The following is a 14,873-nucleotide window of genomic DNA, read 5'->3' as shown; positions in this document are numbered from 1 at the left end:
TATTTTTTTAAATTAATTTAGTATTAAGGAAATTTATAAACGATCGCATTGATGTTCATTCCGGCACCTACCGAAGTCATCACAATGTTCCCTTTTTCTTTAAACGTATGACCATTCATTTTTCCTTTAATTATTAAATCAAACATGGTAGGAATGGTGGCAACGGAAGAATTTCCAAACTCCTGAATCGTCATTGGAGAGATGGAGTGGTCATAATCTTTTATATCATATAGCTTGTGAAGTCTCTCAATCATTGCGTAATCCATCTTTGCATTAGCTTGGTGAATTAAAATTTTGTCGATGTCTTCTATAGAAAGTCCGGCATCATCGATGGTTTCTTTGATGGCAGTAGGTACGTTTTTGAGTGCGTATTCATAGATTTTTCTGCCCATCATTCTGATGTACAGTTTCTGATCGTCAAATTCTTTATTGATAGAAGCCCCGTTTCTCAAATATTCTAGTTCAGGACCGTTGTCACAAATTGTATTGTGAGAGATGATTCCTACATTCTCTTCATCGGTTGCCTGTACAACAACAGCTCCAGCACCGTCAGCAAAAATCATTTTATTTCTGTCGTAAGGATCTGTTACCCGACTTAAAGTTTCTGCACCGACTACCAAAATAGTTTTAGCAACGCCTGCTTTGATAAGGTTGTCTGCCAAAATCATCGCTTCGACCCAACCCGGACAGCCAAAAATCATATCATAGGTGATACATTTTCTGTTTTTGATGCCTAAATGGTTTTTCACTCTTCCTGCCATATTCGGCATAAAGCTTGCGGCACCATTGGTTCCTACTTCTCCGAAATTACTGGCGTAAATGATGTAATCGAGATCTTCACCATTAATATTTGCATTCTCAAGCGCAACTTTTGAAGCTTCGTACCCTATTTTTGAATTTGAAGTGTCGTCTTCAATGTATCTTCTGTTTTCAATTTCTGTAATTTCTACAAATTTTGAGATGATTTCTTCTGTTGGCTTGTCAATTTTTTCGCCCTCATCGGTATAGAATTCAGAATTTAGAAAATAATCTCTACCAATAACTCTGTTAGGAATGTAAGATCCAGAACCAATAATGATCGTATTCGGCATTCGTTCAAATAATTTTAAAGATGCAAAGTTAATAATTAATATTAATAAGAAAGAATTAAAAATATTATTAAATTTGCAAAAATTGTTCTTAACAATCTATGAAAAACAATCCGTCTTTAAAAGGTTTACTGATTGCATCGGTAGTGTTTATATTTGCATTTGGTATTTACTTCTTCTTTTTAGCAAAAAAAAATTATTACCTCGTAGATAATCCTACTCCCAATACGTATTTTTATAAGATTAATAATGGTTCTGAAGGAATTATTTCGGCTGGCCAGTATGTGAAAGTTGATTTGAAAGATGGTAAAAATTCTATAAAAGTTTTTGATCAGAATAAGAAATTATTGTACGATTCAGCCTTTGAAGTAAGTAAGATAAGAGGTCTTATCAACATTGCGCATGAGGATTATTATGTTAATCGTCAATATTATGGATACAATCTTAAAAAAGATTCATTACTTTTGGCGTTGGATAAAACGATCATAGACGGAAAACCTTACTTTGGTGGTGCTAAACACTTCAATAAGCTGTATACAGAGGACTTTTATTATAATGTGGATGAAGATTATGATAAGCTGATAAAGAATATTGATAAAGTAGAATCCCGATCAAAGATCTTCAGAAAGCAAGATTACCTTAATTATTATAAAGAATATTACAAGTTTTGACAAACGATATCAACAAAGTAACTCCCTACAACTCTGAGGCTACAAAAAAAAGCCAGGTAGAGGATATGTTCGACAATATAGCGCCAAAGTATGATTTATTGAATCATGCATTATCTATGAAGATAGATGTCCTGTGGAGAAATAAACTGGTTCGCATGATGAAAGAAGATGCACCTCAGGAAGTTCTTGATGTAGCGACTGGAACCGGTGATTTGGCAATTGCAGTAGAAAAAGGAACCAATGCGAAAGTTGTTGGTTTGGATTTATCGCAACAAATGTTAAATGTTGGCGTTATTAAAATAAAAAAACTTAAATTAGACGGCAAAATTTCTATGCAGAAAGGAGATGCAGAAAATTTACCTTTCGAGGACAATAGATTTGATGCTGTTTCCGTTGCATTTGGAGTGAGAAACTTTGAAAATCTCACAAAAGGTTTGGCAGAGCTGAGAAGAGTAGTGAAAGAAAACAAGAGTGTATATATTCTTGAGTTTTCAAAAGTAGAGGGTTTTTTGGGACCGTTTTATATGTTTTATTTCAAAAATATATTACCGGCAATCGGTAGATTGGTTTCTAAAGACAATAGGGCGTATACATATCTTCCGGATTCTGTGAATGCTTTTCCATTTGGAGAAAAAATGAGACAAATACTTTTAGATACAGGATTCAAAAAAGTAGAATATAAAAAATTAAGTTTAGGTATAGCCACAATTTATAAAGCAACAAAATAACCTATGAATAAATTTCTATTAAAAGCTCTGGTTTTAGCCTCAGTTAGTATTGCAACTTTTGCAGATGCTCAATTTAGAACTCGTAACAGGATGGATAAGCTGGAAGACTTTGACCAGCAGAAATTCAGTTGGGGTTTCTTTTTAAACGGAAATAGACTAGACTATCGCATCGTTCTTCATCCGAGATACGGGATGAACGAAAACCAGAATCTTGTTACTTCAAAAGAAAGTATCAGTTTTGGTGCTGGTCTTATCACAAAGTTCAGATTAAATGATTATTTAGATGTAAGAGTAGAGCCGGGTTTGCAGTTTGCACAAAGACAATTGATCTTCAATACACAATCTAATGATATTTACCAAAATGGTAACCCTCAAAACCCTGCATTTACGCCTATTACACTGGGAGAGAAAGATAGAGTAAGAGAAATTAAGTCTACTTTGGTAGATGTTCCTGTGCTACTGGAACTGCATGGTGAAAGATGGTATAACTCAAGACCTTATATCGCAGCAGGGGTAAATTACATCGTTAATTTACAGTCTAACTCCGATTCTCAAGATGATAACCAGCAGCAGGTTTTTAGATCAACAACGCACAACTTTGCTTGGTCTGCAGAGATGGGAGTGCAGTTCTATTTTAATAAATTTAAACTTACTCCTGCAATCAGAGGTACATTCTTTATGAATAACGAAATGGTAGCAGATAATGCAACTACACCGCCTTACTGGTCTGCTGCAGTTTCTACTTTACAGACGAGAGCTGTAATGTTTGTTCTGAAGTTTGAGTAATAAAACAAAAAATTAATATAGAAAGGAGGTGCTTTGGCATCTCCTTTTTGTTTTTAGTCAAAATATAGAGACTTTTATTTTTGTTAGTCTTTTTATTTTCATATTTTTGCTATTAGTTAGAATATTTAGAAACCTGAAATGCTTCAAGAATTAGAAAACAATTTTTCAGAACTGGAAAAAAAGATTTTGAATCTTCATAAAAGTCATCAAAATCTTTCTGAAAAGTTATCAGAATTGAATAAAGAGCATGAAGACTTGAAGAAGAAATATGATGAAGAGAGAAAGAAAAATCAGGTATTAGCAGAAGAACAGAAAAATATAAAATTGTATTCAGCAATATCAGGCAATCCTGAACACAACAGACTCATGAAAAACCACATCAACAGATTGGTAAAAGAAGTAGACTTTTGTATTGCACAGCTTCAAAACAGTGGACTATAATGGAGGTAAGGAGAATAACCATCAACATTGCAGGAAGAGTATATCCGCTGAATGTACCCGCAGCAGAGGAAGAAACTCTACGCAAAGTGGGGAAGCAGATTGAAAATATGATTAAGGATTTTGAACAAAATTTCGATGTGAGAGATAAACAAGATGCTTTGGCAATGTGTGCCCTTAAATTGGGAACTAATGCAGAAGTGGTATCTATGAACTACGAAAAAAATATACATTCAACCAACGAAAGATTAGCTAAAATTAATCAGACGCTGAATGAAGTTGGAAAATAAATTTTTCCACAAAAACTGCCTACAGTAATTCTAACACATTAAGGTAAACTCAACACTAAACAATTAATGTTCGAAAGTCTTTTCAATGGCGTGCTGCATTACGCAGATTACAGAGAGAAGAAATCAGATCAAATCGTGGAGATCAGGAGTTTACTCTAAATCACTGGATTATTGTAGGTTTTTTTATTTTAAATTTAGACAATTAAAACTCAATATATATATGACAACAACCGCTATTATTATAGGCGTTATTTGCTTAGTGATAGGTGCTGTTTTAGGAATGATATTTTCTAAAAGTTCCCTTAATGCTAAAGGTAAATTTATTATAGACGATGCGACCAAAAATGCAGAAAACCTTATAGAAAAAGCTAACGTACAGGCTGAATCGATAAAAAAAGAAAAAAATCTTCAGGCAAAGGAAAAGTTTCTTGAGCTGAAATCTCAACATGATGCAGATATTCAGCAACGAGAAAGAAAAATGCAGGAGGGTGAAAAAAGAATTAAGGACAAAGAAAACAAACTTAACGACGAGCTTAGTAAAGCTGGGAAACTTGAAAAAGATCTTGACAGACAAATTGCTGACTACGCTAAGAAAACAGAAGTTTTAGAAAGAAAGCAACAGGAATTAGACTCAGCGACTTCGAAAAAAGTTGAAATGCTGGAGAAAATTTCAAACTATACTGCTGAGGAAGCAAAATCTGAATTGGTAGAAACGATGAAAGCTGAAGCTAAAACAAGAGCTCAGGCGCATGTTCAGAGTATTATGGAAGAAGCTCAGCTGAATGCAAAAAGCGAGGCGAGAAAAATCGTTATTCAAACCATTCAGAGAATTGGTACTGAGCAGGCTATTGAAAATTCAGTGTCTGTTTTTAACATTGAGTCTGACGAGGTAAAAGGTAGAATTATCGGTAGAGAGGGTAGAAATATTCGTGCTTTAGAAGCGATGACAGGTGTTGAAATTATCGTAGATGATACTCCGGAAGCGATTCTTCTTTCATGTTTCGATCCTGTAAGAAGAGAGATCGCAAGATTGTCACTTCACAGATTGGTAACAGACGGTAGAATTCACCCGGCAAGAATTGAAGAAGTGGTTGAGAAAACAAAAAAAATGATAGAAGAAGAGATCATTGAAGTTGGTAAGAGAACCATCATTGATCTTGGAATCCACGGTTTGCACCCAGAATTGGTAAAAATAGTAGGTAGAATGAAATATCGTTCATCTTACGGACAAAACCTATTACAGCACTCGAGAGAAGTAGCAAATATCGCTGCAACAATGGCTGCTGAATTAGGATTGAATGTAAAAATGGCCAAAAGAGCAGGTCTTTTACACGATATAGGAAAAGTTCCTGAGCAGGAATCTGAACTTCCTCACGCGTTATTAGGGATGCAGTGGGCTGAGAAATATGGCGAAAATCCTGAGGTAATCAATGCTATTGGTGCTCACCATGACGAAGTGGAAATGACATCATTATTATCTCCGATTATTCAGGTTGCAGATGCTATTTCGGGAGCAAGACCGGGAGCAAGACGTCAGGTTTTAGAATCTTACATCCAGAGACTGAAAGATCTTGAAGCTGCTGCTTTAAGCTTTGAAGGAGTTTCTAGTGCTTACGCAATTCAGGCAGGTAGAGAATTGAGAGTAATGGTGGAAAGCGGAAAAGTAAATGACGAAATCGCTTCTCAACTCTCTTATGACATCTCAGAAAAAATTCAGAATGAATTAACGTATCCGGGACAGGTAAGAGTGACCGTAATCAGAGAAACAAGAGCTGTAAACATTGCGAGATAAGTTGAAGCTTATACATACTAAATCCTTTCAGAGAAATTTGAAAGGATTTTTTTTGAGAAATGGTCTAGATAGCATTTTTTACTATGTTTACATGATCAAAGAAATTCCGAAGAGAATTGCAGAACTGTCATCTCTTTAAAGAGCTAGGACATGGGAAAGTACGTAAGATTATTTTATCTTTAATTTTAAAAAAATGCTTTTGTGAAGAGATCAGGTACATGAAATATTTACATGGTTTATTTAAAGAAAAAAGCATGATTATCGATGTATTTTTTACTCATCGAAATACTTTCAAAAATATCTTTGTTACTAGAATCCTGCTCCACAAACCAATGCTTTAATCCAGCTTTTTTTCTTGCTTCAAAAATACTTTTGAAATCAATGGTTCCGCTGCCAATTTCTGCGAAATTTTTGGTGCCTTTCTCCATGTCTTTCACATGCCACAGCGGGAATCTTCCTGGGTGGTTTTCAAAATAGGTGAGTGGGTCAATTCCTGCTTTTGTGATCCAATATAAATCGAGTTCCATCTTTACCAAATCAGGAGACGTATTTTCTAAAATAAAGTCATAGAAATTCTTCTTATCATCCATTTTTATAAATTCAAAATCGTGATTGTGATATGCTAGTTGAATATTATTCTGCTTTGAAGTGTTACCGGCATTATCTAAAACTTCCGGAAGTTTTAGATAATTTTCAAGACTTCTTTCGGCTTCGGGAAGATAAGAACAGACCGCGTATTTTGCACCGATGTAATTCAAATCCTCTAAAGTTGTTTCCCAGTTTTTCAGCAGTGTTCCGTTTTCTTTATCGGTGATTCCTGTACGGTGATGAGAGCTAATAACTTTTAAACCTGTATTTTTTAAAATAGATTGAAATTCACTTCTGTTCTTTCCAAAAAAAGTTCCGTTATAACCATAGATTTCCAAATCTTTAAAACCCAAAGCCGCAATTCTTTCTAAAGCTTTTTCTACATTCTCAGAAATAGCTCCTCTAATAGTATAGAGCTGTATTGCCAAGCTTTTATTTTGTTTAAAAGAATTTGAGATTCCGCAAGAATATAACCCAACAAAACCTAAAGATGATAACTTTAAAAAATCAATCCTTCTCATGACTCATTTATAGAAAAGGTTTCATTTCGTCTTCAATCTGTGTTCTTAGTTCCATCAGTCTTTTGGCGTACATCTCCTGTTGTTTCTCTTCATTAGTTTCCGGAATCCATTTTGGAACAGGTAATTTTTTACCATTTTCATCCACAGCTACGAACACAATGATGCAGTGTGTTTTTTTGTCGAAAATAGGCTGTTTTAGGTTTCTAGAGAAGACATTAATCGAAATGTGCATACTTGATGAGCCCGTATAAATCACTTGAGCCTCAACTTTCACGATTTCCCCAATTTTTATCGGCTCATAAAAGCGAATTCCGCCTACGTACACTGTTACCGAATAATTTCCGCTCCAGGTAGTAGCGCAGGCGTAACCTGCCTGGTCAATCCATTTCATAACGCTTCCACCATGCACATTTCCCCCATAATTGACATCCGAAGGCTCAGAAATAAACTGAAAAGTAACAGGTTTATTATCCATCTTAATTTAAATTTTAATAAAGATATTCATTAAATATCACAAAGTGAAATTAAATAGGTCTTTTTCCATATTAAAGTGGTATCTTGTAATAATATCCAATTTGGAGTGAAATTTTTAAAAAATAATTAATTAATATATAGATGAAGAAAGTATTTTATCTTAATAGTTGCGACACATGCAGAAAAATTTTAGCAAAATTTGATCTGAGAGACTGGGAGATGCGCGAAATAAAAAAAGAGCCTATCACACAGGAAGAAGTGGAAGCAATGTATAAAATCACCAATTCTTACGAGGATTTGTTCAGTAAAAAATCTACTCAGATCAAATTGAGAGAACTCGATTTGAAAACAATGGGTGAAGATGATTTTAAAGAATTGCTATTAGATCATTATACGTTCTTAAAGCGTCCGGTTTTCCTTACTGACACTGAGATTTTCATAGGGAATGACAAGAAAAACATTGAGAATTTAAGAGCTCATTTTAACGGAAATAATTAAAAAAATCTGTCAAAAAAGTAAAAAAACCACAGAGCAATCTGTGGTTTTTTTATCTAAAAGTAATCTTGATACCGATCTTAAAAGAAGAAATTGCTATACAATTTAATTAAGATGATAACCTTTTAGCATTGATTTTAATTGAATTTTTTTAAAACAATTATTACACGAAAGGCATTTTTACCACTTTCGCGGGAATGTTTTTATTTCTTACCTGAATGAAAATTTCTGTACCCAATTTGAAATGAGGTTTGTCAACATAAGCGATACCCAAACCGATTTTTTTCATTGGCGACTGAGTTCCTGAAGTTACTTTTCCAATCAGGTTTCCTTCTGCATCTACAACAGGATAATCGTGTCTTGGAACTCCTTTGTCAGTAAGTTCAAAACCAACTAATTTTCTTGTAACGCCTTCTTCTTTCTGTTTTGCAAAAATTTCTTTAGAGACAAAATCTTTATCAAACTTTGTGATCCAGCCTAAACCTGCTTCAATAGGAGAGGTTGTGTCATCGATGTCCATTCCGTACAAACAGAAACCTTTTTCTAATCTTAAAGTGTCTCTGGCAGCCAATCCGCAAGGGATAATTCCTTCGTCTGTTCCAGCTTCAATGATGGCATCCCAAAGCTGTTCTGCATTTTCATTTTTAAAATAAATTTCAAAACCTCCACTTCCTGTATAGCCTGTGTTTGAAATAATCACATCGCTTACTCCAGCTACAGCACCCACTGTAAAATGATAGTAAGGAATGTCAGATAGATTGGTTTCAGTTATTTTCTGAAGAATTTCTGTAGCTTTCGGACCTTGAACTGCCAATAAAGACATTTCGTCTGAAGCATTCGTCATCTTTGCTCCAAAACTATTGTATTTTGAAATGTGATTCCAGTCTTTTTCAATGTTTGAAGCGTTAACAACCACAAAATATTTATTATCCTCCATTTTGTAAACGATAAGGTCATCCACGATTCCTCCATATTCGTTCGGAAGGCAAGAGTATTGAGCTTTCCCATTTTCAAGGGCGTCTACATTGTTGGTCGTAACAAATTGCAAAAGATCTTTTGAGCCTGCACCTTCAATGAAGAACTGTCCCATGTGAGATACGTCAAATAATCCTGCTTTTTCTCTTACTGCAAAGTGCTCTTCCGTCACTCCGGAATATTGTACAGGCATATCAAATCCTGCAAAAGGTACTATTTTCGCTCCCAAAGAAACGTGTTTATCGTACAAGGCTGTTTTCTTCATTTTTATTATTATTTATAGTTTGAAATGTGAAAATCTTACAATCAGATTTTTATTTTTTAATTTTAAAACTGTCAAATGTTTCGTTGAATACTTTCATATAATTTCCGTTCCAGTATTTCTGTTGGCAATTGATGCTGACGATATATAATTCTTTATCTTTTTGAAATACTTTTGTAAGCCAGAATAGATTCTCTTTCTCATCAAAATATTCATATACATACTGGTTAAAACCTTTTTTTCCTCCGCTGCTTTTAATTTTATCCTCATCATCTGACGAATCGTGAAGTGCCAGAATAAATTTCTTTATTTCTGTTTTCGGAAGTGCAAGATCATGATACTCTGAAATGGTAACTGCACCAATTTGATTGGTCGGGAAAATGTTTACGATTCCCTCATCATTGGTCGCTTTCCATGTATTGGGCATTGTGATTGAATAATTTTCGCTTTCATACACTTGAGTGTCAGTTTTTTGAGCAAAACCGCAAAAGTGAAATAAGAAAACGAAAAGAAATATTATTTTTTTCATCTTTAAATTTAAAAATGGTGTTTATATTCTTCAAGAATGATTTTAAACCATTCTGTAAAATATTCAGGATGTTCTGAAATTTCACGGTCAAGATCGGCCATAGAAATATAGCGAACTTCTTCAACCTCATTTTGATTCAAACTAAATTTGTCATCGTAGGTTCCTGTAAAAACGTGATCGAGTTCATGTTCCCAAAGTCCGCCTCCAACGTCCGCTTTGTAAATGAAATTAAATTTTTCTGAAAGTTCAGTTTCAATTCCCAGCTCCTCATTTACTCGCCTTTTGGCTCCCTCTAAATAAGTTTCACCATCACGAGGATGAGAACATACCGCATTGGTCCATTGATTAGGAGAATGATATTTCTCTGATGCACGCTTCTGCAGAAGCATTTCACCTTGGTTATTAAATAAAAAAACTGAAAACGCACGATGAAGCAGACCATTGATATGTGCCTGCTGCTTTTCCATCAAACCTAAAACTTTATCTTCAGAATTTACTAAAACAACATATTCTTCCATTCCTACAAATTTAAGTTTTAATCATGATTTCGTAAAATAATTGTGCAAGATTTTTAATATTTATGAAATATTGGCTTTTTTTTAAATAAAAATAACATCTTAATTTTATTAAAAAAGCAATGGAATGATGGTTTTAATAAGTTAAACATATTTATTGTGTTAAAATTTTAACATAAACGAATATTAACACCAGTGTTTAATCATTAATGATTAACTTTGCGCTTTAAAAATTTCAACGATGGAGCTAGATTATATTGAGCATATTAGTCCGATTCTGAAAGACGGAGTTAAAAATTATTTAATTGATATTGACGGAACTGTCACGGATGACGTTCCCAATGAAGAGCCTGAGAGAATGGTAACTTGTCTGCCTTATCCGGATGCTTTGGCTACGGTAAACAAATGGTACGATGAAGGTCACCAAATCTGTTTTTTTACTTCTAGAACAGAAAACCTTAAACAGATTACCATTGATTGGTTAGACAAACACGGTTTTAAATATCACAGTGTTTTATGCGGAAAACCAAGAGGAGGAAATTACCACTGGATCGACAATCACTTAGTGCGAGCTACAAGATACAAAGGGAAATTCACTGATTTGATAGAGAAACAAGTGACCATTGAAGTTTTTAAAGATTAACATCTAATAGAAGATTTAAAAATTGAATTTACAGGATTGTATTTTAATTTTTAAATCTTTCATTTTTAATATATAAATAGTATTATGAAAGTTTTAGCAAACGATGGCCTAGATCAGTCTGGGATTGATGCATTGACGGAGAAAGGTTTTGAAGTAATCACTACGAAAGTTCCACAGGAGTTTTTGATTGATTATATTAATGAACATAAAATCCGTACGATTTTGGTGAGAAGTGCAACGCAGGTGAGAAAAGAATTGATTGACAGTTGCCCATCGATCGAAATCATTGGTAGAGGTGGAGTAGGAATGGATAATATTGACGTAGAGTATGCAAGAGGAAAAGGTATTCATGTAATCAATACACCATCAGCTTCTTCAGAATCTGTTGCTGAATTGGTTTTTGCCCATTTGTTCTCAGGCGCAAGATTTTTGCAGGATTCAAATAGAAAAATGCCTCTTGTAGGGGATACAGAATTTGCTTCACTTAAAAAAGCGTATGCTGCTGGAATTGAATTGAAAGGGAAAACCATCGGAATCGTTGGGATGGGAAGAATTGGCCAGGAAGTAGCGAAAATTGCTCTAGGTCTTGGTATGCGTGTGATTGCTGCTGATAATATGATTGGTAAAGCGAGCATTAAAGTAACATTCTATAATAATCAGTTCATTAATGTTGATATTGAAACTGAACCATTGCAGGAGGTGTTGAAACATTCGGATTTTATCACGCTTCACGTTCCAGCTCAGAAAGAAGGTTTTATGATTGGCAAAAATGAGTTTGAAATCATGAAAGACGGAGTAGCCATCGTAAACTGCTCAAGAGGTGGTGTGATTGACGAAGCTGCTCTGATTGATGCCCTAGATGCTGGAAAAGTAAAATTTGCTGGTCTTGATGTTTTCATCAACGAACCGACACCGTCAAAACAGATTTTAAATCATTCTAAAATTTCTTTGACACCTCACACTGGTGCATCAACGTTAGAAGCTCAGGACAGAATCGGTCTTTCTTTAGCTGAACAAATTTCAAGTATTCTACAGATTCATTAAGAATAATTCTTTATAAAATAAACTCGCCGTAAATCAATTTGCGGCGAGTTTATTTTTAAATGTTGTTTTTACTTTTCAACAAGTCTCTGATTTCCATTAATAGTTTTTGATCTTCAGTAGGTCCTGCCGGAGCCTCTACAACCGTATCTTCTTTTTTGCTTAAGCTTGCAATTCCTTTAATTAATAAAAATAAGACAAACGCGACAATTAAGAAACTAATGACTGATGATAAGAAATTTCCATATTTTACTCCACTCCAGGAAAGTTCTGCAATGTTTTTTACGTTTGCCTTTTCCAATGCAGGGTTCAGTAATAAAGGAGTGATAATATCATCCACAAATGATTTTACAATTGCACTGAATGCAGCACCAATAATTACACCGACTGCAAGATCAACAACATTGCCTTTAAAAGCAAAATCTTTAAAATCTTTAATAAATCCCATAATTTATATTTTTTTAATGTTTAACCAAAATTATAATTTTAAAATAGTAATCTTGTTAAATTTATCAGATTTTTAAGTTGACAAACCCAATATTTTTAAATTTTAATGATTAAATTTATGTAAAACAATGTTCAATGAAAATTTTTGCAGCAGAAGAAATAAGAACAGCGGACAAATTTACTATTGCAAATGAGCCAATCTCTTCAATTTTATTAATGGAAAGAGCGGCTTCTCAATGTGCAGAATGGATTTTTCTGCATTGTAAAAACCATTCTAAATTTGCAATCTTTTGTGGGAACGGAAATAATGGCGGAGACGGATTTGCTATTGCAAGAATGCTGTATCTCAAAGGTTTTGATGTGGATGTTTTCATTGATTTGTCAAACGAGAAATTTTCTAATGACGCTCAAATTAATTATAAAAGATTAAAAGAAATTTCCGGAATTTTGATTCATGATTTTAAAGCTATTGATTCTGTTCGATTTGATCATCAAACGATTATAGTAGATGCACTTTTCGGAACAGGATTATCACGAAAATTAGATGGAGTTTATGCGAAATTAATTGACAAGCTTAATCAATTAAGTCAGATTAAAATCTCTGTTGATGTTCCTTCCGGACTTTTTTCAGATAAGATTTCGGAAGAAATGCAAACTGTTTTTCAAACAGATTATACATTAAGTTTTCAATTTTGGAAACGAAGCTTTCTTCATCCTGAAACCGGAAAATTTGCAGGAAAGATTGTCATTTTAGATATAAACTTAAGCAAACAATATATTAACGAAACTGAGACTGATTATTTTGTAATTGATGATGAGTTTATAAAGGAAATTTTCAAACCAAGAAATGATTTTGCGCATAAAGGAACTTATGGTAAAGCCATTATCGTTGCAGGAACTTATGGTAAAGTAGGTGCAGCAGTTTTAGCAACAAAATCAGCCTTAAAAACCGGAGTGGGGCTCACCTTTACGATTGCACCAAAATGTGGATATGAAATCCTCCAAACCAGCTGTCCTGAAGCCATGTTTATTTCAGGGGGAGAAAAATTCATTGAAAAAATTGAAATTCAGAAAGAGACGGTGTATGGAATAGGGCCGGGTTTGGGTACAGACTCTTTAACAGAGATAGCTATTTTAGAGTTTTTGAAACGCGCTGAAAATCCTGTGCTTTTAGATGCAGATGCATTGAATATTATTTCTAAAAATCAGGAGAATCTCAATTTAATTCCCAAAAACTCTGTTATCACACCACATCCAAAGGAGTTTGAAAGACTTTTCGGTGCAACACAAGATTCTTTCCAGAGATTAGAGTTGGCGAGAACTAAAGCAAACGAATTGCAAATCTTTATTGTTTTGAAAGATCATCATACACAGATTATTAATCCCGATGGAAAGGTTTTTTATAACATCACAGGCAACTCTGGTCTTGCAAAAGGAGGAAGTGGTGATATCCTTACTGGAATCATTACCTCACTTTTAGCACAAAAATATTCTCCGGAAAACTCCTGCATTTTGGGAGTCTGGTTGCACGGAAAAGCTGCTGATTTGGCTGCTGAAAAATTCTCAAAAGAAGCAATGCTTCCTACTCATGTAATCGGCGAGCTGGGAAATGTTTTTCTTTATCTCAACAAAAAAGTCACAACAGAGTTGTGACTTTTTAAAGATATATACATCTTTCTTAAACAGTTTTTTCTGCTTCGGGAGAGATTCTGTTATTTTTAGAATAGAACATAATGACCAATCCAGCGATCATAAAAGGTATTGATAAAATTTGTCCCGTATTCAATCCTGCAAAAGAGATAACTTCTTTACCTTGAGGCATTTTAAGGAATTCTACAAAGAATCTGATTGCCCAAAGAAGGAAGAAGAACAATCCGAATAGCCATCCCTGCTGATATTTTTTGTCCGTTTTTCTATATAAAACCCATAGAATTACAAATAATGTTACATAACCTGCAGCTTCAAACAATTGAGTAGGGTAACGAGGTACTGTAACACCGTATTCGCTACTTTGTTGAGGGAAAAGTAATGCAAAAGGGGAAGTTGGATCAACCGGTTTGCCGATAATTTCAGAATTGAAAAAGTTACCCATTCTTACAAATGCTCCACCAATAGCCACCACAATTCCCAATCGGTCAAAAACCCAAAGTGGATTCTTTTTTACGATTTTATAAGAATAATAAAGTGTTGTCGCAATGACTGCCAGTGTCGCTCCGTGACTTGCCAATCCTGCGAATCCTGTGAATTTTATTCCGTTTTTGGTGCTGATCGGTAAAAATACACTCCAAAAATCTTCTTTGAATAATTCAGGCTGGTAAAAAATAACATGCCCTAATCTGGCTCCTAAAATAGTTCCTATCAATGTCCATGTGAAAAATGGTTCCACATATTTTGTATCAACACCATCGATAGAGTACATTTTTATCATCAGAAAATATCCGATTCCAAAAGCGAAAATGAACATTAAACTGTAATAATGTAAAGTAACCGGTCCCAAATGAATTCCTGTTGAAGGATCCCAGATTTTAAAAGGAGTTTCTAGTTCCACTTTATCGGTAGTTCTTATCGGGCTTGTAGCTTTTACAGCGTA

General features: G+C 34.3%; 18 protein-coding genes. 10 read left to right on the top strand and 8 right to left on the bottom strand.

Annotated elements, in window-relative coordinates; translation table 11 throughout:
* Nucleotides 1-23 precede the first annotated feature (23 nt).
* Nucleotides 24-1,091, bottom strand: a complete 1,068-nt coding sequence (locus tag AR685_RS04775; RefSeq protein ID WP_059123886.1) for a 3-oxoacyl-ACP synthase III family protein — start codon at nt 1,089-1,091, stop codon at nt 24-26.
* 98 nt (nt 1,092-1,189) lie between these two features.
* Here AR685_RS04775 and AR685_RS04770 point away from each other — a divergent pair, with 98 nt between their 5' ends.
* The 6 genes from AR685_RS04770 (at nt 1,190) to rny (ending at nt 5,793) form a co-directional block, all read left to right on the top strand.
* The gene (locus AR685_RS04770) at nt 1,190-1,759 is read left to right on the top strand and encodes a hypothetical protein (protein ID WP_059123885.1); all 570 of its coding nucleotides are present in this window, start codon (nt 1,190-1,192) and stop codon (nt 1,757-1,759) included.
* The gene (gene ubiE / locus AR685_RS04765; RefSeq protein WP_047442839.1) at nt 1,756-2,487 is read left to right on the top strand and encodes a bifunctional demethylmenaquinone methyltransferase/2-methoxy-6-polyprenyl-1,4-benzoquinol methylase UbiE; all 732 of its coding nucleotides are present in this window, start codon (nt 1,756-1,758) and stop codon (nt 2,485-2,487) included. Before AR685_RS04770 ends, ubiE begins: the two co-directional genes overlap by 4 nt.
* Before the next feature lie 3 nt (nt 2,488-2,490).
* A complete protein-coding gene (locus tag AR685_RS04760) occupies nt 2,491-3,273 on the top strand; it encodes a porin family protein (RefSeq protein WP_047442840.1) in 783 nt (260 codons plus the stop codon).
* 138 nt (nt 3,274-3,411) lie between these two features.
* Complete coding sequence (locus AR685_RS04755; protein WP_059123884.1) at nt 3,412-3,714, top strand: hypothetical protein; 303 nt, start codon at nt 3,412-3,414, stop codon at nt 3,712-3,714.
* A complete protein-coding gene (locus AR685_RS04750; protein WP_047442842.1) occupies nt 3,714-4,001 on the top strand; it encodes a cell division protein ZapA in 288 nt (95 codons plus the stop codon). The genes AR685_RS04755 and AR685_RS04750 overlap by 1 nt, the downstream gene beginning before the upstream one ends.
* Nucleotides 4,002-4,221: 220 nt before the next feature.
* Complete coding sequence (gene rny, locus AR685_RS04745) at nt 4,222-5,793, top strand: ribonuclease Y (RefSeq protein ID WP_047442843.1); 1,572 nt, start codon at nt 4,222-4,224, stop codon at nt 5,791-5,793.
* Between the two features lie 236 nt (nt 5,794-6,029).
* Here rny and AR685_RS04740 read toward each other — a convergent pair whose 3' ends face one another.
* Together AR685_RS04740 and AR685_RS04735 are read right to left on the bottom strand one after the other, a co-directional pair.
* The gene (locus AR685_RS04740; protein WP_047442844.1) at nt 6,030-6,902 is read right to left on the bottom strand and encodes a sugar phosphate isomerase/epimerase family protein; all 873 of its coding nucleotides are present in this window, start codon (nt 6,900-6,902) and stop codon (nt 6,030-6,032) included.
* Nucleotides 6,903-6,909: 7 nt separating this feature from the next.
* Nucleotides 6,910-7,377, bottom strand: a complete 468-nt coding sequence (locus tag AR685_RS04735; RefSeq protein ID WP_047442845.1) for an acyl-CoA thioesterase — start codon at nt 7,375-7,377, stop codon at nt 6,910-6,912.
* A 140-nt stretch (nt 7,378-7,517) separates the two neighbouring features.
* On the opposite strand from AR685_RS04735, the gene AR685_RS04730 reads away from it, so the two are divergent.
* Entirely contained in the window at nt 7,518-7,874 is a 357-nt protein-coding gene (locus AR685_RS04730) for an arsenate reductase family protein (RefSeq protein WP_047442846.1), read from the top strand.
* A gap of 160 nt (nt 7,875-8,034) precedes the next feature.
* Here the strand turns inward: AR685_RS04730 and gcvT are convergent, their stop codons facing one another.
* From gcvT to idi, 3 genes are read right to left on the bottom strand one after another with little or no spacing between them, the layout of a single operon-like run.
* Nucleotides 8,035-9,111, bottom strand: a complete 1,077-nt coding sequence (gene gcvT / locus AR685_RS04725) for a glycine cleavage system aminomethyltransferase GcvT (protein ID WP_047442847.1) — start codon at nt 9,109-9,111, stop codon at nt 8,035-8,037.
* Nucleotides 9,112-9,160: 49 nt separating this feature from the next.
* Nucleotides 9,161-9,637, bottom strand: coding sequence for a hypothetical protein (locus AR685_RS04720; RefSeq protein ID WP_047442848.1), 477 nt, complete (start codon nt 9,635-9,637; stop codon nt 9,161-9,163).
* An 8-nt stretch (nt 9,638-9,645) separates the two neighbouring features.
* Nucleotides 9,646-10,155: an isopentenyl-diphosphate Delta-isomerase gene (gene idi / locus AR685_RS04715; protein WP_047442849.1), complete on the bottom strand. Its 510-nt coding sequence runs from the start codon at nt 10,153-10,155 to the stop codon at nt 9,646-9,648.
* A 238-nt stretch (nt 10,156-10,393) separates the two neighbouring features.
* Here idi and AR685_RS04710 point away from each other — a divergent pair, with 238 nt between their 5' ends.
* Together AR685_RS04710 and AR685_RS04705 are read left to right on the top strand one after the other, a co-directional pair.
* Nucleotides 10,394-10,795, top strand: coding sequence for a phosphoheptose isomerase (locus AR685_RS04710; RefSeq protein WP_047442850.1), 402 nt, complete (start codon nt 10,394-10,396; stop codon nt 10,793-10,795).
* Nucleotides 10,796-10,879: 84 nt separating this feature from the next.
* Entirely contained in the window at nt 10,880-11,839 is a 960-nt protein-coding gene (locus AR685_RS04705; RefSeq protein ID WP_082671886.1) for a D-2-hydroxyacid dehydrogenase, read from the top strand.
* Nucleotides 11,840-11,894: 55 nt separating this feature from the next.
* Here the strand turns inward: AR685_RS04705 and mscL are convergent, their stop codons facing one another.
* Nucleotides 11,895-12,284 (bottom strand): large conductance mechanosensitive channel protein MscL, encoded by a 390-nt coding sequence (gene mscL, locus AR685_RS04700; protein WP_047442852.1) that lies wholly within the window; start codon nt 12,282-12,284, stop codon nt 11,895-11,897.
* A gap of 134 nt (nt 12,285-12,418) precedes the next feature.
* Here mscL and AR685_RS04695 point away from each other — a divergent pair, with 134 nt between their 5' ends.
* On the top strand, nt 12,419-13,936 hold the full coding sequence (locus tag AR685_RS04695; RefSeq protein WP_047442853.1) for a bifunctional ADP-dependent NAD(P)H-hydrate dehydratase/NAD(P)H-hydrate epimerase: 1,518 nt from the start codon (nt 12,419-12,421) through the stop codon (nt 13,934-13,936).
* A gap of 25 nt (nt 13,937-13,961) precedes the next feature.
* On the opposite strand, the gene lgt is transcribed toward AR685_RS04695, so the two are convergent.
* Nucleotides 13,962-14,831 carry a prolipoprotein diacylglyceryl transferase gene (gene lgt / locus AR685_RS04690; RefSeq protein ID WP_228376403.1) on the bottom strand — a complete coding sequence of 290 codons (870 nt, stop codon included), beginning with the start codon at nt 14,829-14,831 and terminating at the stop codon, nt 13,962-13,964.
* Nucleotides 14,832-14,873: the final 42 nt, after the last annotated feature.

Source organism: Chryseobacterium sp. JAH, assembly GCF_001507335.1.
Classification (GTDB): Bacteria; Bacteroidota; Bacteroidia; order Flavobacteriales; family Weeksellaceae; genus Chryseobacterium.
The sequence above is the reverse complement of the archived record's forward strand: the minus strand, read 5'-3'. Positions and strand labels throughout refer to the sequence as shown.

What these genes read in the sequence shown, in the direction of transcription:
- AR685_RS04730 (WP_047442846.1), top strand. Translation starts at nt 7,518, where the DNA reads ATGAAGAAAGTATTTTATCTTAATAGTTGCGACACATGCAGAAAAATT.
- idi (WP_047442849.1), bottom strand. Translation starts at nt 10,155, where the DNA reads ATGGAAGAATATGTTGTTTTAGTAAATTCTGAAGATAAAGTTTTAGGT.
- AR685_RS04735 (WP_047442845.1), bottom strand. Translation starts at nt 7,377, where the DNA reads ATGGATAATAAACCTGTTACTTTTCAGTTTATTTCTGAGCCTTCGGAT.
- rny (WP_047442843.1), top strand. Translation starts at nt 4,222, where the DNA reads ATGACAACAACCGCTATTATTATAGGCGTTATTTGCTTAGTGATAGGT.
- gcvT (WP_047442847.1), bottom strand. Translation starts at nt 9,111, where the DNA reads ATGAAGAAAACAGCCTTGTACGATAAACACGTTTCTTTGGGAGCGAAA.
- AR685_RS04760 (WP_047442840.1), top strand. Translation starts at nt 2,491, where the DNA reads ATGAATAAATTTCTATTAAAAGCTCTGGTTTTAGCCTCAGTTAGTATT.
- AR685_RS04695 (WP_047442853.1), top strand. Translation starts at nt 12,419, where the DNA reads ATGAAAATTTTTGCAGCAGAAGAAATAAGAACAGCGGACAAATTTACT.
- mscL (WP_047442852.1), bottom strand. Translation starts at nt 12,284, where the DNA reads ATGGGATTTATTAAAGATTTTAAAGATTTTGCTTTTAAAGGCAATGTT.
- AR685_RS04740 (WP_047442844.1), bottom strand. Translation starts at nt 6,902, where the DNA reads ATGAGAAGGATTGATTTTTTAAAGTTATCATCTTTAGGTTTTGTTGGG.
- AR685_RS04750 (WP_047442842.1), top strand. Translation starts at nt 3,714, where the DNA reads ATGGAGGTAAGGAGAATAACCATCAACATTGCAGGAAGAGTATATCCG.
- AR685_RS04755 (WP_059123884.1), top strand. Translation starts at nt 3,412, where the DNA reads ATGCTTCAAGAATTAGAAAACAATTTTTCAGAACTGGAAAAAAAGATT.
- AR685_RS04705 (WP_082671886.1), top strand. Translation starts at nt 10,880, where the DNA reads ATGAAAGTTTTAGCAAACGATGGCCTAGATCAGTCTGGGATTGATGCA.
- AR685_RS04775 (WP_059123886.1), bottom strand. Translation starts at nt 1,091, where the DNA reads ATGCCGAATACGATCATTATTGGTTCTGGATCTTACATTCCTAACAGA.
- AR685_RS04720 (WP_047442848.1), bottom strand. Translation starts at nt 9,637, where the DNA reads ATGAAAAAAATAATATTTCTTTTCGTTTTCTTATTTCACTTTTGCGGT.
- AR685_RS04710 (WP_047442850.1), top strand. Translation starts at nt 10,394, where the DNA reads ATGGAGCTAGATTATATTGAGCATATTAGTCCGATTCTGAAAGACGGA.
- AR685_RS04770 (WP_059123885.1), top strand. Translation starts at nt 1,190, where the DNA reads ATGAAAAACAATCCGTCTTTAAAAGGTTTACTGATTGCATCGGTAGTG.